We start from the raw sequence: 19,180 nt of genomic DNA on the forward strand, positions 1-19,180 counted from the left end.
CGCTCTCCTGTCTTCAGTCCTGTGTCAGCAGGTGCCGACTGATTTCTGCAGGCAGCAACCCTGCCTGTGCTTTCAGGACAGCAGTCTGTACCATCAGCACTGTAAATGCATCAGCTATCTCCCCTTGCATCACAAGCGCGAGAAGGTCTGCGAATTTCAGTCTGCGCAGCGCAAGAACTTCTGATGGGTCCGGCGCTGTCTGCCCGGCTTTTAACCCTGTTGCGATGAAGGCAACTGCCCGCTCATCGGTCACCGAATTGGAAGTCTGCCAACTGCCAAGTGGCATGAGAGCCGATGGCACAAGTCCAGTCTCCTCTTCCATTTCGCGGCGGGCTGTGTCCTCTGGCAGCGTATCCAGTCGGCCACCGCCTTCCGGCAATTCCCAGCTATAGGCATCAAAAGCAAAGCGGTGCTGGCCCACGAGATAGGTGTGACCGTCTTCATCAAGTGGCAGAACCCCGACAGCGACATTTTTGAAATGCACCACGCCGTATTCACCCGGCGCATGGGTGTTGGGCTGCGTGACGGGATAGCGTTTCAGAGCCAGCCATGGATTTTCAAAGACCGTCTCTTCACCATGCACCAGCCATGGCCCACGTTGCACAGGCGGATCATGGACAATCTTGCGGCCCGTCACCCTTTTAGCCGTTTGGTGTCATGCGAACTGGCAATGGCATCTGGCAGAGGTCCAGAAAGTCCGGGCGGTAATAAAAGAATGCTTCCGGACGGTTACGGCGCGCCTCCAGTAATTCACGGAACAGGTCTGTGTTCGTATTGAATGTTTCAAGTTGCAGCCGTTCCTGCTCGGGCACATCTGCAGCAACCCGGAAAGCGCGAATGGGCGTCCACTTGGTTGCATCCGCAATAACACCGCCATTACCCGGCTCACCACGCGTGATGGATTGCACATGCTCCATCCCCCAGATAACCCGGCCAAAAACGGTCAGGTTACGGTCGAGATAGCGCTGTGGCTGCAATGTAATGTAAAACTCCGTCGCGGCACTGTCGCGCTCGTTACCACGCCCGAAAGCGAACGCCCCGGTACAATGCGCGAGCCAGACTTTTCTCTCCCGGCGGCTCATCCCGGCTGGAAAGCCATTGATAAACCCGACCTGATCGGCATAGCCATCCGCATTGCCAAGTGGTGTGAACGCCAGTCCGCGCGGGATCGGTTCGTCGAACTCGGCCTGCATGAATGGCGCTGCCGTGCGAATTCTGCGGTCGCCGCTTTCATCGCCGCCTTGCGCCACAAACCCCTGCACCACGCGGTAAAAATTCAGGCCATCATAATAGCCTTCTCTGGCCAGTTGCTTGACCTGTTTCACATGCGCCTGTGCCAGATCCGGCGTGAGCTGCACGACGATGCGCCCCTGTGGTATATCAATATACAGAGTGTTTTCAGGATCAACAGGCACCCAGTCATCGACGCCCGCCTCCGCAATAATAACACCGGGTCCGCGCACCTGCTCTTCGGGCACGGCCACCTCGTCGGGCAACGGCGCTTCATTATCGGACGCTGCCGCCATTTCTGATTCTTCGGCAAGTTCTGCTTCAACAGCAGGGGCTGCGTCCGGGTCCGGGTTCAGGTTGAGCAGACCACCATCAATGGTTTCACACCCCATCAACCCCAGCGTGGCAAAAACAGTTATCAGTTTTTTCAGCATCATCCTCGTCCTCTGTATGGCTGGACGCCGGTCTCCGGCACATAAACATGCTCTGGTGGTAGACCTGTTTGATAAAAAACATCAATCGGGATGCCACCACGCGGATACCAGTAACCGGAAATGCGCAGCCATTTGGGCGCAATGACCGCGACCAGCCTTTTTGCAATTGCCACCGTACAGTCTTCGTGAAAAGCGCCATGATTGCGAAAAGCGCTGAGATAGAGCTTCAGGGATTTCGACTCGACCAGATGGTCGCCGGGACAGTAATCGATGACGAGATGGGCAAAATCCGGCTGTCCTGTTACCGGACAAAGGGAGGTAAATTCGGGCGCCACGAAACGGGCAAGATAATCCACATCCGGATGCGGATTCGGGACAGCCTCAAGCTGCGCGGCTTCAGGGGTCGCCGGCAGGGCGGTCTGCTGACCAAGCTGGTCAAGATTCTGGTAAATGTCCTTGCTCATTATCGGCGCTCTGTTGTCCTGACTTTCCCGGCTCTTATCACCATCCGTTGGGCAACGCATCAGCGGAATGGCTGGTAAACGTCACGCATTAGCCAACTGGCGTGGTGCATATCAGGTATCACAATAACGCACGCCGGTCAGGCGTGTGACCATACCCACCATCTCCAAAGTGGTGAAAGTTGCGTGGCAAGATAATTGCAAATCGAAGCAAAAATGAGCATGGACAAACCTGCCCTTTTTCGCCTATAGACCCGAATTCTGGCGACGGTATAGTCGTCTTCATACCTGCCTCATAGCGGTATGCCCAGGTAGCTCAGTTGGTAGAGCAACGGATTGAAAATCCGTGTGTCGGTGGTTCGATTCCGCCCCTGGGCACCATATTGAAATTTTTCCACATCCTAAATTGTCCAAAATGTCAATAAATTCATATACCTTAGCCAAATCGTTGTCCAACGCGGCTTGGGGGCATCCTGTACAATCCGGCCGAATTGGGGGTATATTTGGGGGCATTGTTTAGGATACACCTACCGAGATACCCCCAAATGACGCTTACTGACCGCCAAATTCGAGCCGCCAAACCCAAAGAAAAACCATATAAGTTAGCGGATGGCGGCGGGCTTTACCTTCAGGTTGCCGTTTCCGGCTCCAAGCTCTGGCGCATGAAGTACCGGTACGGCGGAAAGGAGAAGTTGCTTTCCTTCGGACCTTATCCGCACAGGACGCTTCAGTCAGCCAGACGGGCACGCGACGAAGCCCGACAGCATGTTGTCGAAGGTCGAGACCCGGGTGAAATAAAGAAGCAACAAGCAGAAGAGACGAACCGCCAAACCGAACACAGCTTTGCCAAGCTGGCGTCTCTCTATCTCGACAAACAGCACAAAGAGGGCCGTGCGGCCAGCACAATATCCAAGAACGAATGGCTTCTGGCTATGGCCACGAACGACTTTGGCAAAACGCCGGTGTCTGAAATCAAGGCTTCGCTTATCCTATCAACCCTGAAGCGTGTCGAGGCCCGTGGCACCTTGGAGACTGCAAACCGGCTCAGGTCGGTAATAGGCACTGTCTTGCGCTATGGTATCGCACTGGGATGGCTCGAGGCTGACCCCACGCCGGGCCTGAAAGGCGCAATCAGCCGCCCGCCCAGGAACCACCGTGCCGCGATAACCGATCCTGATCAATTTGGGGCGCTGCTCCGTACGATAGACCACTTCGAGGGGCAGCGAACTACACAGATAGCGCTTCAGCTTCTCGCGCTACTATACCCACGACCGGGCGAATTGCGGCTCGCTCATTGGGCCGAATTCGACCTTGAAGCACGTGTCTGGCAGATACCCGCCGAGCGAATGAAGATGCGTCGCCCCCACCGTGTGCCCCTACAGACGGATGCGGTGGCATTGTTGCAAGAGCTAAAAATGCTTTCAGGCAATTACCAGTTCATTCTACCCTCAATACGGTCATGGAAGCGCCCCATGAGCGACAACACTATCAACGCCGCTCTAAGACGGATGGGCTACAGCAAAGACGAAATGACGGCACACGGCTTTCGTGCGACCTTTTCAACGCTCGCGAATGAAAGCGGCCTCTGGCATCCGGACGCAATTGAGCGGGCATTAGCCCATGTCGAAGGAAACGATGTTCGCCGCGCCTACGACCGCAGTGAGCACTGGGAAGAGCGTGTGCGCATGGCGGAATGGTGGGCAACAGAAATCCAGAAACTGAAACGCCTTCAGAGTTGAGCGCCAATACATACTTCAAAATCCCGCAGTCAGCCACTTCTCGCCATTCAGTTTGCAAAGTCGTCGAGGAATTCAGACGCCGGCCTCGTGCCAGTGATCAGCAATCGCTCTCTGGCCCTCGTGCAGGCCACATACAGCAGATGCCGCTCGGTGTCATAAACCTCATCAAGGTCCTTTTCGTCCACCGCCTGCTCGATCCGGGATTGCAGTGGCATGGCTTCTTCATCGCATGCCATGACCGCCACCACCTTGAACTCCAGACCTTTTGCCAGGTGCATAATACCAACCGCTACGCGCTCTGCCGTATCCCGTTCGGAGCCGCTAAGGGTTTCGATCTCCAGGCCGGCTTTGGCCACCGCATCACGGGCACGGGAAAGGCGGTCCCGATCGCGGACAAAAACGCCGATTTCGTGCGCCTCGATGCCCTCCGCGACACACTCTTCTAGCCATTTGGCAACAGCCGCAATTTCCGCCTCCTGATCATCCAGCTTCATGACCTGCGGCGCCGGGCCGTTGAACAGAGATACGGTCCCCTTGCGGCGGGACGTGATCCCGTCAAGGTCACTCATCGCTTCCGGCAGGAGCTTGTCCGCGGCCTTCCGGATCTGGTGGCTGGTCCGGTAATTCACCGTGAGCGTGGCCGACCGACCGCGAACATCGATTCCAAGTTGCTTCCAGGAGAATGGATGTTGGAATATCTGTTGGCCGAGATCGCCGGCGAAAAAGAGATCATTGTTTCCCGGATCTGAGATCGCTGCAAAAAAGCGAAGTTCCGGCGGGCCGAGATCTTGCGCCTCATCGATCACGATTGCCGAATATGGTTTGTCACTTTTGTCCTGATACAGATTCGTGACTTCCTCGAATAACATGGCGCTGGTCTTCATGCCCCGCTGCGTCAGTTGTTGACGTGTAGCTTCAAATGCTGGCCAAAGGATCTCTCGCTGTTTCCGGCCGATACGGCTGCGGCGGCCAGTCCTGCTGACATCCAGATATTCTTCCAGACTGCCGAGTTGCCAGCCGTCGATCACATCGCGCCACTCTGTCCAGAGAAACGCATCTGAGAAGTCGGAAAAATGCTCTGTGTGCTTTGCGAGTATACGGCGCTGGTCCGCCTCTTTCGCCAGATAAGGTTCCCGGCCATGGTGCAAGGTGTAGAGTTCTGATGCGGCATCCACAAAGGAAGCGACGTGCATCGCGGGCACGGTGCTCCGCTCGTCGCCAGTCATGATCCCGATCTTGCGCTTCAGGGCGGTTGCGAGTGGCCGCGAGAAGGTGGACAGCAAGACTTTGCCGTCAGGCTTTTCTGAAAGCCACTTGGCGCGATGCAGGGCGACAACTGTCTTGCCTGTTCCGGCAGACCCGCCAATCCGTGCCGGACCTGTATAATCGCGATAGGCATAGGCATGCTGCGAAGGATGTAGAAAGACGGTCCATCGATCCCATGGATAGTTGAGCGCTGTCTCCAGTTCTTCGCGTCCCTCGACAAAACGGAACCGGCGTTGCGCATCCGGGTGCAGTGCCTCGTCGGCCTCTTCAGGCTCGATCGCAGGCATCTGGGGCGTCTCGCCGATGGCCAGCGCCAAAACCGCTTCCTGAGCTTCCTGGGGAAGATGGGAGGCAAGGTCGAGCAGCTGGTCCGTATCGGCCTTGCGCAGGCGTTTCAGCCAGCTTGGCGGTACGCCATATTGCAATAGATCATCATCGGAACATTCGGCGAGCGGCAGAACTGGTTGCTGGATCAGGTGATCCGGAATGGTTGCAAGATCCTGCGCCGGCGGTTGCTCGACGCGTTCCTCGATCTCCACAATCTGCAGGGCGCGGGTGGTCGGGTGCGTTTCAAAGACCCGCCGCTCGGCCCAGGCATAGGCTTCGTCATGATGGTCAACATAACAAAGCACCATGCGGTCGCCGGCCTTGTGCACGATCAGGCGGATATCCCGGCTCGCACGGACAGACCAGAACCCCTCATCACGCGATTTATCTATGCGATGGAATGATTTGCCCTTACCGGTCGGGTCCATCTGCAAATCAAGCGCCGTGAGCTTCGCGGCCTTCTGGGACTGGTTGTCCAGCTTGGCGACGGCTTTAACGAAGGTATCGGCGATGAGGAAGTTCATGACCCGTAATTGCGTACTCATATTAAAAGGAAGCATAGAGTGGCACTGGACCACTCTCTTTCGAATACGTCCAAATTATCTTTTTGAAGATACAATTTCTCAAACCTTGACACGAGTTATCCGTCATTTTCGTCCCAATCTTCAAATTGGGCTTCATCAGCCATCGGCCGGTTCCAGTCATTTTCCCGTTCCGGTTGGACATGGCACCAGCCTTCAGACGGAATTCGTTCCAGCATTGCCAATGCATGAAAGAGTTTGCCTCTATTGAACGAAAATAAAAGATGTTCCTTCAGTCGGTCCTGCTTGTCCTGATGAGAAGAGTACCACATGCCAGACAGCACAAGAGGAAGCCTGGGACGATGCTGTCTTTCGACATCGCGTACTATCATATCCCACACACGCTGCCAATAAATTCCCGCGGGAGCTGATCGCCCATCCTCCTTGAGCCAGGCCAGATAGGCGTCAATCAGATTTTCAATGTGTTCATTGCCTGGCTCCATTTTGGTCACACGCTAAAAACTTTCATCACTTCATCGCCATAGTGGTTGATCACCTTCACTGCGATCCTGCCGCTTTCCGGCCGCGGGAATGGGCGGGACGTGTCTCGCCTCAGCGTCTCCCAGGCCTCTTCGTCGATCTCGGCCTTCAAGGCCGACTTCAGCGATTTGTACGGATCATTGCCGCCGAGGAAATAGGCGTGGCGGACGAAGAAGCTTTCTTCGTTGTAGTCGGTGTCGATGAACCAGGCGGCGATGTCGTCGGTCTCGCCGGAGCGGATCTCGCCGGTGGCGGGGACGAAGATGTCCATGCCGTGGATCTGGACCTGCAACTCGTCGCCGGTCTCGATGATATCGACATCCGGCTCGCCGATGACCATGAACAGATTGGCGTTCTTGTCGCGGCGCAGATCCTCGGCCATGTGCAAATCGGGATTCATCTTGGCCTTGATGATGTTGAGCGGGCCGAGCTTGGTCACGTCGCTGGCATGGGCGTCATAGCCGAAGGCGCAGGTGATGAGGATGTCGAAGCGCGCCTCCGAGGCTTCGCGCGCCGCGGCCATGATGTCGGTGCGGTGGAGGGTGCCATATTCCGGGCCGATCAGGATCGCGGCGCGGCGCTCGGCATTGCCTTCCATGAAGCGGCCCTCTGCATGGACCATCTCTCCGGGCCAGGGGGCAATGGTGGTGAAATTGATGCGGTCTTCCCTGGCGCCCTGCTGCACGCCGGCGGTGCGCAGGTTTTCGAGGATCACCTGGACGAAATCGACCTCCTGGGCGAGCTTGCTCTTGCGCTTTTTCTGCTGCGGCGTCGGCTCGTCCAGCAATTCCTGGTCGTCCATGGCGACGACGCGGTGGGGCGACAGGCTCTCCACAGTAAAGGGGCCGGCGACCCGGATGCGGGATTTATCCTCATAGGGACGATCATAGAGATATTCGACATCGGCCTTTTGCGCGATGGAGGCGTCGATCTCTTTCTGGCGGGCGATGCGCGCGTCCCACCATTTTTCGAGCAGCGCCTTGGCGCCGTCCGGCATGCCGTCATCGGCCTCGCGGGGGATTTCCCATTCCTCCCATTGCTGGCCGAGAGTGGCGTTCAGCTTCTCGCGCAGCGGCTCCAGCACCTCCTGCCACTTGTCCCAGATCACGTCGATCTCGGCATTGTTGGCGATGGATTTCAGGGTGATGTGGGGCGCGCGCTCATAGACGAAGCCCTGGCGGATGTCGCTTGTCGCCCTGTCGCCGGACGGCACCTTGCCGGTCAGCTCGCCTTCCTTGTGCTTGCCTTCGGTGCTGTCGGCGAGCAAATAATAGGGATATTTGGCGCTCATCAGCCGCGTGCGAGCGAGGGCGAGGGCCACGCGGGAGGTGTCGATGGTGATCCAGCGCCGACCCCATTGCTCCGCGACCGTCGCCGTGGTGCCGGAGCCGCAGGTCGGGTCGAGCACGAGGTCGCCGGGGTCGGTGGCCATGAGGATGCAGCGTTTTACTACTTCCGCATTTGTCTGAACGACGTAGACTTTGTCCATACCACTTCCAGAAGCAGTATCAGCCCAGAAATTGTTTATTGGATTTACTGGAAAGTCTTCGAGGAACCGAACATAGGCGAGGCTTGAGCCGCTCTCTTGCAGCCGTTCTGCCTTTTTAAGCCTATGCATTCCGTCGAAATTTGACTTCCAACTAGCACCACGTTTGGGCGGTACCGACTTTCCTTGAAAATCAATATCGAAAACACAACTCCGTGTTAGGCCGGCAGCAAGCGCGATTTGCTGGCGAAAGATAGAAGCCCCTTCCGGGATTGATTTCACACCGGCACGTTCTTGCTTCGTCATTCTACGGCTGGAAAGATCTGCCAACCTAACGCTTGAATATGCACTATCTCCGAATTCCGGTTTCAAATCAAAAAGCCGCCTCAATTTAGTGCTTTGAGAATCTTTGCAATACCACAGTATGTAATCTGTGACTCCCGAAACGGCCGATTTGGAAAGGCCTGCAGTCTTTTTAAATACAATTTCTAAAACAAAGCACTCCTCTCCAAAAACTTCGTCCATTACCGCACGAACGCGGTGCACGTTCTCATCGCCTATCTGTACAAAGATCGATCCCGACTCCGTCAGCAGATCGCGCATCACCGTCATCCGGTCGCGCAGATAGGTGAGATAAGAATGGATGCCATCCTTCCAGGTATCGCGGAAAGCCTTTACCTGTTCTGGCTCTCTTGTAAGGCTTTCAGATTTTCCATCCGTCACAGTTCTGGAGCGTGTAGACACTTGCCAATTGGAGCTAAACCGGATCCCATAGGGCGGGTCGAAATAGATGCATTGCACCTTGCCGCGTAGCTGTTCACGCTCGGCCAGCGAGGCCATCACCTGCAGGCTGTCGCCGAGGATCATCCGGTTCGACCAGTGCTGGTCATGCTCGTAGAACTCGGTACGCGCCTCCGGATCGATGCCGTTGAAATCGGCGAACAGGTCCGGCGCGTCGTCTTCCTCTTTTGCCTTTGAGCGGCGGACCAGATCGTCGATCAGCGCCTTGGGGTGGATCTTTTCCTGCATATAGACCGGCGGCACATTGACGATCAGGTCGGACCAGTCCTGGGTGTCCTTGCCGCGCCAGACCAGCTGGGCGTCACCCAATTCCAGCTCGCCGGTCTCGGCCAGCTTCTGGCGCTGTTCCTCGGTGATCCTGATCTTCATGCCGTTCCAGACGATCTGCGGGTCGAGATCGCCATCGCGCTCGCGGTGCTCGCCCCTGGGCAGCGGCCGTGCGCGGGGATAGGCGACCGGTTTTGCCGGCGTCATCTCCTCCAGCTGCTCGTTGATCGATTGCAGCTCCGCCGTCGGAATGTTCTTGCGGGTCTCGTGCTCGTGGGAAAGCGTCTCGACCTTTTTCGGGGATTTGGATTTGCGCGCCATTGTCCGGTCTTCTTTTCTATGCGGGTTCTGTTTGCGTGACGTAGCCGTCGATCAGTTTGGCGAATTCCTGTTCCATCTCGAAGACGCCGCGGAATTCGGTGAAGGCCCAGCGGCCATAGCCACCATGATTGTTGACGCCGGGCACCCACAGCTTCTTCATGGTCTCGGCCTTTTGCACGGCCTTTTCATCGCGCAGGCCCTTGACCTCCATGATGATGTTGAGCGGATCGTCAGGGCCGTGACCATCATTGACCCGAACGATGAAGTCGGGGATATATTTGTGGGTCTCCGGCCCGTAGCGATAGGGTATCTCGAAGCCCAGCCCCTGGTTCTTGACGTAAGCCAGCACGCGCGGATGGTCCTCGGCGACGCGGGCAAGCTCGCCTTCCCAGGTGGAATCCTCGACCACATGGCTGACATGGCATTTGCGCGGATCGGTGGCAAAGCAGGTCTTCGAGGTGGTGAAATTGACGAAGCGGGTGTCGCCGCGCGGGTTGAAGGCATTGAGAATGACGGAGACGGAGGCCTCGCCGGCATTCTCCGGCTGGCAGGCCATGTAGATCTTCTCGGCGACCTCGTCGATGATGCCGGGCCAGGTCGCCATATGCGGCTCGGTACCGGCGCATTGCAGATAGCCGCCATCGAGCCATTCCAGCACGATGCGCTTGACCTGCGGGAACAGGTTCATGTTCAGCGCCTGCCCCTCCTTGGGGAATTTGGTCATCAGCAGGTGCTTGGCGATGCGATAGGCGATGGAGCTGGGGCGCTTGAACTCGTCGCGGTGATTGTCGGGCGAGAAGGTCTCCTGCTGGCCGACCACGCCGGACATGCGGGTGCGCGTCGGGCCGACCCGTTCCGGCGTGAGGGGGTAGACGGAATCGTCGGTGAATTTCGCGGTGATGCGCTGGCCCGGCAGTTCGGTGCGATAGCCATCGACGCGCGGAAAGGAGATCGCCAGCTTTTCGCGGTCCTTGACGGCGCGCACCCGGGTGACGGGTTTCGGCGCAGACGGCAACGCGATGGTCGGCTTGGCGGTGAAGTCGAAGGGGATGCCCATAATGTCGGCATATTCGACATCGAACAGGCCGTGCTCGTTCAGCTCATAGGATTTGCGGCGCAGGCCGCGGCCGACGACCTGCTCGCACAATAGCTGGGTGCCGAAGGCGCGCACGCCGAGAATATGGGTGACGGTATTGGCGTCCCAGCCTTCCGTCAGCATGGAAACGGAAATGACGCAGCGGATCGAGCCGCCGAGCTTGCCCTTCTCGCCGACAGTGTTCATGACCTCCCGCAAGAGCTGTTCGTCGGAGATTTTCTTGGCCGCCTCTGCGCCTTCGCGCTCGCCGACTTCCTTGCGGAACTGCTCGATCTCCGGCGCCATGGCGTCCTTGAAGGTCTTGTCGATGGCGCCTTCGCCGCTCTCGAACTGGGCGCTGTCGATGATCAGCGTGTTGGGCTTGGGATGGCGGTTTCTGTGTTCATCATAATTACTGAACATCTTCAACTGGCCCGGCACAACCGTTGCCGGGGCCTCATCCGTTTCAGGCACTTCGTAGCCAGCGATCCAGTCATGGATGAGCCGCGAGGTGGAGGTGTTGTTGCACACCACGATGAAAACCGGCGGCACTTCGTGGCCGGCCGCTTCCCACTGGTCGTTCACTTTCACATAATGGGAGTACATGCTCTCCATGGCGGTGATCAGCGGGGTGATCTTGTTGAGGTCGGCCGGGTTGTAGCCACCGCTCTTGCCAACGCCCTTCTTGGGCAGCTTCTTGCCGATATGCTCCCAGAGATTGCGGTAGACCGGCTTGCCATCGACGGTGGGCATGTTGTCCAGCACCGGCACGCGCGGCAGCTTGACGATGCCGCATTCTATGGCGTCCATCAGCGAGAAGTCGGAGACCGTCCAGGGGAACAGCGTGCCTTCCGGATAGCCTGAGCCGGACAGGAAGAAAGGCGTGGCGGAAAGGTCGTACACACCGCGCACGCCGAGCTTGCGCTTGACGGCCTCGATGCCGGAAATCCAGAGGTGAGCGGCCTTGTTGTTTTCTTGGGCGGTCTTCTTGTCATCGCCTTTCAGGTCATCTTCGTCGGTGGAATCCTCGCGCCGGCGATAGCAGTGATGCGCCTCGTCATTGATGACCATGATGCCGCGCTTGCCCATCAGGTCGCCGACGGCCCGGCGCAGCATTTTACCTTCGGTTTCCAGCGTGTCGATCTTCTCTTCGCGTCGGCCCTCGATCGCCCCGCGCGTGCCCTTGGAGAGCTTTGTTTTCTCGCGGCGCTGGAAGGCATGGTAATTGGTGATGACGATCTTCGCCTGGCCCATATCCGGAAGCAGATCCATCGGCAGCAGCTCGCGGGTCTTGTAATAGCTGTCCGGGTCATTGGGCTGCAGCACCCGCAGGCGGTCGCAGATGGTGATACCGGGCGTGATGATCAGGAAGGAGTCCGTATAGGTGCGGGAGCTTTTCGAGCGCACGGCATTGACCGTCTGCCAGGCCATCAGCATCGCCATGACGGTGGTCTTGCCGGCGCCGGTCGCCATCTTCATGGCGATCCGCATCAGCTCCGGGTTGGCTTCCTCATTGCCGCCCTTGATGTGGTCCCAGATATGGGCATAGCGTTTCTGGGTGCGGGCGACCTCCGTCAGCCAGATCACTGTCTCGACAGCCTCTCGCTGACAGAAGAACGGGCGAATCGAGGCGAACTTGTGCTCGCGCCAGTGGCGCAGCAGCTTGGCGGTAGCAGGCGTTACGCCCCACTGATCGGAAGTCGGCAGATTTCGCCAGGAGGTAACGTGCTGGCGGATCTCGTTGATGATCGGCGTCGGGTCGAGATTGCCCAACTTTTCCACCAGCATATCCTGCTGCTGGTCCGCACCGCGACCGCGCCGCGCCTTCGGAACCGGCGTGACATCAGCACATTTACGTCGGCTCTCAATGGGCGCTGTGTTTCGTGGCTGCCCGCTCTCATCCAGATCGTGGTGCCGGGTTGGCTCCTCATATGGATTATTCAGGATGGGATGTTTGAAAAAGTCGTAATCGTCCATTCCCCGCCACCTTTGGTAGAGCCGTACCATTCCTGAATTTGAAGGCCGGTTCAAGCAGCAGTCGTCTCCAAGTGCATCACTGGAGGGAAGATCGACTTTGCGACCGAGGGCTCGCAACTGAACGAGTAAGCTCACACCGAGAAAAATACTGCTAAACTCATTGAGTCCGTTCTCCCAAAGCCTTCAAAAGCAATTTCGTTGGGACTCCCGTTAAATCATGCTCTCTACTCGCCATGCCTTTGATCAACTCGGCTTGGCGGTGGGGGTGAACTTTTCCGTAATTTGTGAGTGTGGTGAGTACATCGTCGTGACCCAGATTTTGTGACCAGGATGCGACGTCCTCGGGTGTTTGGCAGAAGTCACTGGCAAGGAGGGTTAGTGCATCCCTGAAGCGGTGGGGCGTGAAATACCGAATCTTGGCATTCTCATAAATGCGGCGCACCGCATCACGTACCGGTTGAGAATTGCGCCACGCGCGCTTGCTGATCCCCACCGCGCCAAATGCACGCTTGCCCTTGCGCACCGTTTCCGTTGCTGGGAAAATCGGATCGCTAACACCGAATCCATGTTCGTTACGCAACTCTTCAATCCAACCCGCGACGATTTGCTCGGCCTCCCCGCCCACCGGAAAAAACCACGTCGGAAATGTCTTTCGAAATTTCGTATTCGCTTCTGCGCCAAGCTGGTGCAACACGCGTTCTTTCAGGTCCACGTGAGACAAGTTGAAAGACACCACCGCCGCATCCCTCGCCCCCGTCAGCCAGAGAAAAGCAAACAAGGCCCGGTCCCGGCGTTGCACCACCGTTTCATGCGGCGCAGCGGCCAGCGCCTCTTCAATTTCATCGGCGGTAGGCACGTCTTTCAATTTGCCGGCCTTCGCCGCGCGCTCTTCATTTGCCGTCAAATTGAAATAGGCCAAATCCGAATGCCGGATCGCAGATTTGTATCCCGGCTGACTGGCGAGCCACGCGAAGAAGCCCCGGCAATCTGCAAGAATGGAAGAGCGGTTTGATGTAGATAGGGGTTTGCCGGTTTTGGGTGAAATCATGGTGGCCTTAAACGCGCATATCTGATCAGGGTGTAACTTTTTGAATGATCTGTATCCGCTATGCTGTTCGAAGCGGTGAACGGATGCAATGGCGCGTTCTGACGTATGCTGGCTTTTGCCGCACGCCTCCCTTAGCCAGACCTCGTAAGTGTGCTTCATGCGCTCATTTTCCGGGTTGAACTTTTGGCTCTTCATGGGGCGCTCCTAATGCACAATTCACGGGGGGAACTAAACATCCAGTTAGTGTTGATGATCGTCGCGCGTCTTGAACGATCAGATGAAGACAAATTTCGGAAATTTGGGCTTCAGAAACCCGCTTGTGCATCAATGTTGAACAAGTCGCACACAAGCCACGCATGACCGCTTCGCCGTGCCGGTTTTCGACTATCTCCGCCTCATTGAAAGCCGGACGTACAGGCTCTTGGCAAGCGAAACAGAACAATTCATCTACCGCACACGGTTTCTTTCTGGCTTTGATTTGTTCGATCAGCCACGGCTTGGCGAGCCGCCCTGGTATGAGCGTGGGCTTGCCAGCGATGGCAGGCATTCCGCGTTTGATCCAGTTGCGCACCGTGCCGCGACAGGTGCCGGTTGCCAACGCAAATTCGGCAAGTTTATAGGTACGGTGGAGGTGTACGCGCCGTGCACGCTGGGCACTCAACCGCATGACCTATACTCCTGAGCGTATCAGGGCGTGGATGTCTTCAGCGCGCCATACCGTCGTGCTCGGGCCGAGCTTCAATGGCTTGGGAAAGCGGCCATCTTTCACCCCTTGCCACCAGGTCGATTTGGAAACCGGGATCGGTCCGGCTGGGGCAAGGATGGAAGACAGGCGTAAGAGCCCGGTTTTTGGGAATTCAGTATCTGACATGGTTCGACTCCATTCAATTTCGAATGAAGTAGGCTTACGAAGTGTAATCATGCCTGTGGCCGAATGCGGGTTTGCGAGCACTTGATGAAACCGGATTCGGTTTCCGAATTAGTCCGCCTTTGGGGGAATGTCCTGGTTTTCCTTCATGTGTGCGATTGCCTGCGCCAGCCACTTGCGAACAGTGTCATCTGAAATGCGCAATCCGATTAGCGCAGCATCACTAACAATTTCGGAGACGGCACTCTTGCTCTTGTTGTTTTCATCATGGCCATAGCCGCGCTTGGCCATAGCAGCGATAATGGTCAGGAGTGAGTTGCGTTCCGTGGTAGTCAGGTCACTACGAGCTTGAGATGTTTCAGACTTTTCAATTCCTTCGCGCACTGCTTCCCGTTTTGCATAACATCTTTGGACCTCTTTTATTAGGTACTCGGGGACGCGCAATCCAGCCAATTTAGCTGCCTCGAAAATTTTCTGGGGGCGGTAAGTCGAAGACATTGGGTTACTTTTGCGTTTGACTGTTTCAATTTCTTCACGCAATAGCGCTACTCGAACCAAGTCAAATGCTGTGGTTCCCCTACTGTATTTCCCGGTATAATCGGTCAATTCGTCGGGGTTCATCCCACATATTAGGGCTATGGCTTCCCGCATAGTCCAATGGGGCATCCTCGCATAACGCTTCACATATATCGGTATATTCTCTGAGCTTTTTTCCTGGTTCATTTAGACAGAGTACCGTGACTCGCCTGAGCGATTTCAAGGGGCCGTTTTCACCACCAAGCAGGACAGTGTGGGGGTTTCGTTAAATGGCGCAATCATTAAGGCTTAACAATATCAATACTTTATGAACCTAATTGGATGCCGCCTGTGCTAAAACTTGTGCAGAAATGAGCTTTCCCGTCATCAATTCTAAGACGCCCTGTCACCAATTCTGTGCCGAAATGGGGGTTTTTTGCTCCCTTCACGTCATCATTTCTATGACATCCTTATCCTACCATACGGAGTGCACCAATAACCTAGATTGATTTAGTAACCTCAAACGCCCTGAGTTGAGAATAGGCATTCCCCATGCTTCATTTGAAGTGGCAGACAGTGGTGGTGACGCCCTCATTTGGACATTTGGAACGCCATGCCAAAAACACGTTCACCGGACAATAGTGGTACTCTATAGCACCCTCATTTAGGCAGTTTAGTACCGGGGCTGGAAGACTGTCGTCTTTGAATGCTATCTTTTGAGGTGCCTATGACTTCACCTTAATGACTTCACCTTGATGACTTCACCTGAATGACTTCACCTTGCTGAGTTCACCTCGTATCGTCACCTCGTATCTTCACCTCTATGACTTCGATTTTACTGTTCGTCATGCTTCGGAATCACGAGGTCAGGTCGCCCGGGGACATTTTTCGAATGCAGCCGGTAACGGAAGCCGCGCGCATGAAGTGCCCGCCGAAGCACCAGTTCGGGCTTGGTGTCCTTCCCCTTGATCCCGGCCATCATCCGGGAGAGGGTCTGTTTGTCTACGATATCGGTCACGTGCACCCTAGTCTTCGATCTGGAACCTGGTATACACCGACGGAATGAATTTCGTCAGGAGCCTGATTTGTCAGCCACTTTCGGCATTGTCGATCTGTTCGCCGGTCCAGGCGGACTTGGCGAGGGCTTTGCTTCTCTCGTCGAGGACGGACATGCGCCGTTCCGGATCGGCATCTCGGTCGAGAAGGAGGCATCAGCCCATCGCACCCTTACGCTGCGCGCGTTCCTTCGTGAATACCGGGCTCTTCACGGCACCTTGCCCGACCAGTTCATCGATTACCATGCGGGGCTTGTCCCCGAGCCTGATTGGTCAGCAGTCGACGCCGAAGCGTGGCAGCTTGCCATTGATGAGGCTCGTGCACTCGAACTCGGCACTGAGGCTGCTGCGACGGCGATTGACGGTGCCATCGCACAGCTGCGCAAAAACTATGACGATACGATTCTGATCGGCGGACCGCCCTGTCAGGCTTATTCCCTGGTCGGGCGCGCCCGGGCAAAGGGCAAGATCGGCTATGTGCCTGAAGAAGATGAGCGGCACTACCTGTTCCGAGAGTATATTCGCGTGCTCGACAGGCTTCGTCCCGCCGCTTTTGTGATGGAAAACGTCAAGGGCATGCTGTCCTCGACTATCGAAAGCCGACTTGTCTTCGAGATGCTGATGGAGGACCTGTCCTCGCTTGGTACGGGCCAAGGTAATCACTACGATCTGCTGGCAGTCCGCGTGGAAGATGGAAAAGCCAGCCTACAAGAGGCAGCGCGACCGTCAGATTTCATCGTGCGGGCCGAGCAGTTCGGGGTCCCGCAACGGCGCCACAGGGTGATCATCGTCGGAGTTCGGTCCGACCTTTCGGGCAAGGCTGCGCGCGCCGAGATTGCCGTCTCGGGTCTGACGCGAACGGTCAGTGACGTGATCGGGACTATGCCCGAGCTACGCAGCGGGATAAGTCGTGGTCGAGACGATTCATCCGCTTGGCGAGACGAGGTCGTCGAAGCGGCGAAACTCTTGGCGAGCATCCACAAGGGCAATGAGGACGGCCCGCTTTGGGAGGCGTTCTCATCCGTTGCCAAGCGCTTGAAGTCGGGCGCGCCGAGCCGTCGGACGGCGCCATGCCTGCCGGATGGCTATGGCACCTCGAACGATGAAATGCTGCGGTGGCTCGAGCGGCCAGAACTGCGGGCTATTTCCCAGCACGAGACGCGCGGGCACATGGCCTCAGATCTGGGACGGTATCTGTTCGCCGCTGTCTTCGGGGCAGTGCGCGGCTATAGCCCTAAAGCCGCCGATTTTCCGCTTATGCTCAGCCCGGATCACCGGAACTGGCACAGCGGAGTCTTCAGTGATCGATTTCGAGTCCAGCTGGCCGACGCGGCCGCGACTACGGTAACGAGCCATATCTCCAAGGATGGACATTACTTCATACATCCCGATCCGATGCAGTGCCGCAGCCTGACTGTGCGCGAGGCCGCTCGGCTGCAAAGCTTCCCCGACGACTACCTGTTCCTGGGCAACAGGACCCAGCAGTATGTCCAAGTCGGAAACGCGGTGCCGCCGTTTCTAGCAAGGCAGATCGCCGGACTCCTCTCGAGCGCTCTGAACTGATCCGTGTGACCTGTCAACGAGTGTGCTCAGGTGTCCTGCAACCCTTCCGATAGCCACTTGGTTTCGCCTTGGGATGACACCACGCACAAATAGGCCCGCGCTCGCGAGAACGCGACATATGCCAGCTCGCGGCCGTCCATTTCGTCGCCGCTGACAATCAGGATTATTGCCGGTCGTTCGAGACCCTTGAACCGTCGCACGGTATCCACCACCACGTCTTCGAGCGCCATGGTTTCGGCATCTGTCAGAGGAATGCTTGTTCCGCCACTTCTCTCGAGGAAGCCCGTCCGGGCGGCTGGCCCATTGACAAGCACAGCAATGTCACCAGGGGCGACTTCCTCTTTGAATACGAGCCGTCGAAGCTCCTTGTATGCGGCTTCGAGTTTTGCATCGGGATTCTCGGCATTAATCCACGAGACCTCGAGGCCATCGGGCCCGTCCGCGATTATCTCGGGGCCGGAATAATGCACCGAAGCGGCACTGTGGATGTTCTTAGTGTTGCGGAGGTTTCGGGAAAGCCGAACCGGAACGACGCTCAGATCATGAACGCCATTCTCCGCGCGCTCGTAGACCCTCTGGTTGCTGTCCATGAAGACGCGGAGGTGTCCACCGTGGCTCAGGCAGGCATCGATTGCGATCCACCAATCGGTACTGAAGTCCTGGCCTTCATCGACAATGATAGTGTCCCACTTGAGTGCCGGCTGAACTTCCATCGCGCGGTAGAGCGCGTTTGGCAGCGCACTTTCATAGAGTTCCCGTTCACTGATGTTCGAAGGTGGCGGGACACCAGCCTTGCGAGAGATGTGCCCGCAAAGTGCGTGAAATCCGGCGACCGTGAGGTTTTTAATATCTTTTAGCTTTCGTTCGAGGTTCGTCGCCAGCGGGCGGCTGTGACAGGTCAGAAGGGTCTTCCGTCCAGCCGCAGCGGATTTTAGTGCTTCCTCGATCGCCACCACAGTCTTGCCGGTCCCTGCGCCACCTCGGATAAGAGCGCGAGGGATCTCAGAAATTGTCTCAAGTATCTGATATTGTGAGGGCTCAAGTGCCTGAAAGTCTTCAGCGGCCTCTGACAAAGCCGCCCCAATTACAAAGCTCAATTTGAAAGGCTTCGCCAACAGCTCCTCCAGTGCTGCCATGCCATCTTTTCCCAAGTCTTCGCAGTTTTGTGGCCGCTGCCCCTCATTCATCCGGCGAGAAATCCACCCGCGCAAATCGGTGTAGAACTCCCCTTGGCAACAGAACAGTTTGCGAGGGCGATCTGGCCCAAGATCTCCCTTGATCCTTTCGGAATGAGGAAAAATTACTCCTTGTGCTTCGTGAATGAAGCGCGGATTCCATCGACGTGAATTTTTTAGGCGTTTCCTTATCTCATGTTTTGCGGACCTTGCTTGCGCAACTGGATCTTTGATCTTGTGTGGAAAATTCCCTCGGTCCACAGAAATCCATTGATCTCTTTCTGGATCAAACTCTATGCCGCCACCCTTTACCTCAATCGCCAGAATTCCGTGTGTCGGGTGCGCGATTAGGAAATCGCATTCGCCATCAATTTCGTTGCCAAGCCGATCAAGTCCGACCCAAGGGCGCGTATAAAAAACCGAAAAGCTATCATCGAGAGCCTTTGCAAGCTGGTTATATACCCGCACCTCAGCGCTGCGGCGCGAATCTTCCAAAATGGATCGTGGGAT

Annotated in this window: 14 protein-coding genes, 1 tRNA gene and 1 pseudogene; 3 read left to right on the forward strand and 13 right to left on the reverse strand. The window is 56.6% G+C overall.

From position 1 onward, the window contains the following. Window positions 1-13: 13 nt before the first annotated feature. The 3 genes from RAL90_RS11380 to queF are packed head-to-tail and all read right to left on the reverse strand — an operon-like array spanning window position 14 to window position 2,128. Entirely contained in the window at window positions 14-637 is a 624-nt protein-coding gene (locus RAL90_RS11380) for an NUDIX hydrolase (protein WP_306250688.1), read from the reverse strand. A gap of 4 nt (window positions 638-641) precedes the next feature. Then, the gene (locus RAL90_RS11385; RefSeq protein WP_306250690.1) at window positions 642-1,667 is read right to left on the reverse strand and encodes a peptidylprolyl isomerase; all 1,026 of its coding nucleotides are present in this window, start codon (window positions 1,665-1,667) and stop codon (window positions 642-644) included. Then, window positions 1,664-2,128 (reverse strand): preQ(1) synthase, encoded by a 465-nt coding sequence (gene queF, locus RAL90_RS11390; RefSeq protein WP_306250692.1) that lies wholly within the window; start codon window positions 2,126-2,128, stop codon window positions 1,664-1,666. The genes RAL90_RS11385 and queF overlap by 4 nt, the downstream gene beginning before the upstream one ends. 302 nt (window positions 2,129-2,430) lie before the next feature. Between queF and RAL90_RS11395 the strand changes: the two genes are divergently transcribed. Both RAL90_RS11395 and RAL90_RS11400 read left to right on the forward strand, forming a co-directional pair. Further along, window positions 2,431-2,506, forward strand: a tRNA-Phe gene (locus RAL90_RS11395). 164 nt (window positions 2,507-2,670) lie between these two features. Beyond that, complete coding sequence (locus tag RAL90_RS11400) at window positions 2,671-3,864, forward strand: integrase arm-type DNA-binding domain-containing protein (protein WP_306250694.1); 1,194 nt, start codon at window positions 2,671-2,673, stop codon at window positions 3,862-3,864. Between the two features lie 47 nt (window positions 3,865-3,911). On the opposite strand, the gene RAL90_RS11405 is transcribed toward RAL90_RS11400, so the two are convergent. The 9 genes and pseudogenes from RAL90_RS11405 to RAL90_RS11445 form a co-directional block, all read right to left on the reverse strand. Continuing rightward, the gene (locus RAL90_RS11405) at window positions 3,912-5,981 is read right to left on the reverse strand and encodes a 3'-5' exonuclease (protein ID WP_372340473.1); all 2,070 of its coding nucleotides are present in this window, start codon (window positions 5,979-5,981) and stop codon (window positions 3,912-3,914) included. A 116-nt stretch (window positions 5,982-6,097) separates the two neighbouring features. After that, window positions 6,098-6,490, reverse strand: a complete 393-nt coding sequence (locus tag RAL90_RS11410; protein WP_306250699.1) for a hypothetical protein — start codon at window positions 6,488-6,490, stop codon at window positions 6,098-6,100. After that, a complete protein-coding gene (locus RAL90_RS11415) occupies window positions 6,487-9,393 on the reverse strand; it encodes a site-specific DNA-methyltransferase (RefSeq protein ID WP_306250701.1) in 2,907 nt (968 codons plus the stop codon). Before RAL90_RS11415 ends, RAL90_RS11410 begins: the two co-directional genes overlap by 4 nt. Window positions 9,394-9,409: 16 nt before the next feature. After that, window positions 9,410-12,445 (reverse strand): BPTD_3080 family restriction endonuclease, encoded by a 3,036-nt coding sequence (locus RAL90_RS11420; RefSeq protein WP_306250703.1) that lies wholly within the window; start codon window positions 12,443-12,445, stop codon window positions 9,410-9,412. Window positions 12,446-12,602: 157 nt separating this feature from the next. Beyond that, window positions 12,603-13,688, reverse strand: coding sequence for a tyrosine-type recombinase/integrase (locus RAL90_RS11425; RefSeq protein WP_306250705.1), 1,086 nt, complete (start codon window positions 13,686-13,688; stop codon window positions 12,603-12,605). Next, the gene (locus RAL90_RS11430; RefSeq protein WP_306250707.1) at window positions 13,657-14,160 is read right to left on the reverse strand and encodes a hypothetical protein; all 504 of its coding nucleotides are present in this window, start codon (window positions 14,158-14,160) and stop codon (window positions 13,657-13,659) included. Before RAL90_RS11430 ends, RAL90_RS11425 begins: the two co-directional genes overlap by 32 nt. Window positions 14,161-14,163: 3 nt before the next feature. Continuing rightward, a complete protein-coding gene (locus RAL90_RS11435) occupies window positions 14,164-14,364 on the reverse strand; it encodes an AlpA family transcriptional regulator (protein ID WP_306250709.1) in 201 nt (66 codons plus the stop codon). Between the two features lie 108 nt (window positions 14,365-14,472). Further along, on the reverse strand, window positions 14,473-15,084 hold the full coding sequence (locus tag RAL90_RS11440) for a hypothetical protein (RefSeq protein ID WP_306250712.1): 612 nt from the start codon (window positions 15,082-15,084) through the stop codon (window positions 14,473-14,475). 640 nt (window positions 15,085-15,724) lie between these two features. Beyond that, window positions 15,725-15,895: pseudogene (locus tag RAL90_RS11445) on the reverse strand (very short patch repair endonuclease); the annotation flags it as partial. A 67-nt stretch (window positions 15,896-15,962) separates the two neighbouring features. On the opposite strand from RAL90_RS11445, the gene RAL90_RS11450 reads away from it, so the two are divergent. Beyond that, window positions 15,963-17,495, forward strand: a complete 1,533-nt coding sequence (locus RAL90_RS11450) for a DNA cytosine methyltransferase (protein WP_306250716.1) — start codon at window positions 15,963-15,965, stop codon at window positions 17,493-17,495. 26 nt (window positions 17,496-17,521) lie between these two features. Here RAL90_RS11450 and RAL90_RS11455 read toward each other — a convergent pair whose 3' ends face one another. Next, window positions 17,522-19,165 carry an NERD domain-containing protein gene (locus tag RAL90_RS11455; RefSeq protein ID WP_306250718.1) on the reverse strand — a complete coding sequence of 548 codons (1,644 nt, stop codon included), beginning with the start codon at window positions 19,163-19,165 and terminating at the stop codon, window positions 17,522-17,524. Window positions 19,166-19,180 lie beyond the last annotated feature (15 nt).

This window comes from Parvularcula sp. IMCC14364 (assembly GCF_030758415.1).
In the GTDB taxonomy this organism is placed as follows: domain Bacteria; phylum Pseudomonadota; class Alphaproteobacteria; order Caulobacterales; family Parvularculaceae; genus Aquisalinus.

Excerpts from the sequence above, each read along its gene's own strand:
- RAL90_RS11385 (WP_306250690.1), bottom strand. The coding sequence starts at position 1,667 with ATGATGCTGAAAAAACTGATAACTGTTTTTGCCACGCTGGGGTTGATG.
- queF (WP_306250692.1), bottom strand. The coding sequence starts at position 2,128 with ATGAGCAAGGACATTTACCAGAATCTTGACCAGCTTGGTCAGCAGACC.
- RAL90_RS11400 (WP_306250694.1), top strand. The coding sequence starts at position 2,671 with ATGACGCTTACTGACCGCCAAATTCGAGCCGCCAAACCCAAAGAAAAA.
- RAL90_RS11405 (WP_372340473.1), bottom strand. The coding sequence starts at position 5,981 with ATGAACTTCCTCATCGCCGATACCTTCGTTAAAGCCGTCGCCAAGCTG.
- RAL90_RS11415 (WP_306250701.1), bottom strand. The coding sequence starts at position 9,393 with ATGGCGCGCAAATCCAAATCCCCGAAAAAGGTCGAGACGCTTTCCCAC.
- RAL90_RS11420 (WP_306250703.1), bottom strand. The coding sequence starts at position 12,445 with ATGGACGATTACGACTTTTTCAAACATCCCATCCTGAATAATCCATAT.
- RAL90_RS11425 (WP_306250705.1), bottom strand. The coding sequence starts at position 13,688 with ATGAAGAGCCAAAAGTTCAACCCGGAAAATGAGCGCATGAAGCACACT.
- RAL90_RS11430 (WP_306250707.1), bottom strand. The coding sequence starts at position 14,160 with ATGCGGTTGAGTGCCCAGCGTGCACGGCGCGTACACCTCCACCGTACC.
- RAL90_RS11435 (WP_306250709.1), bottom strand. The coding sequence starts at position 14,364 with ATGTCAGATACTGAATTCCCAAAAACCGGGCTCTTACGCCTGTCTTCC.
- RAL90_RS11440 (WP_306250712.1), bottom strand. The coding sequence starts at position 15,084 with ATGAACCAGGAAAAAAGCTCAGAGAATATACCGATATATGTGAAGCGT.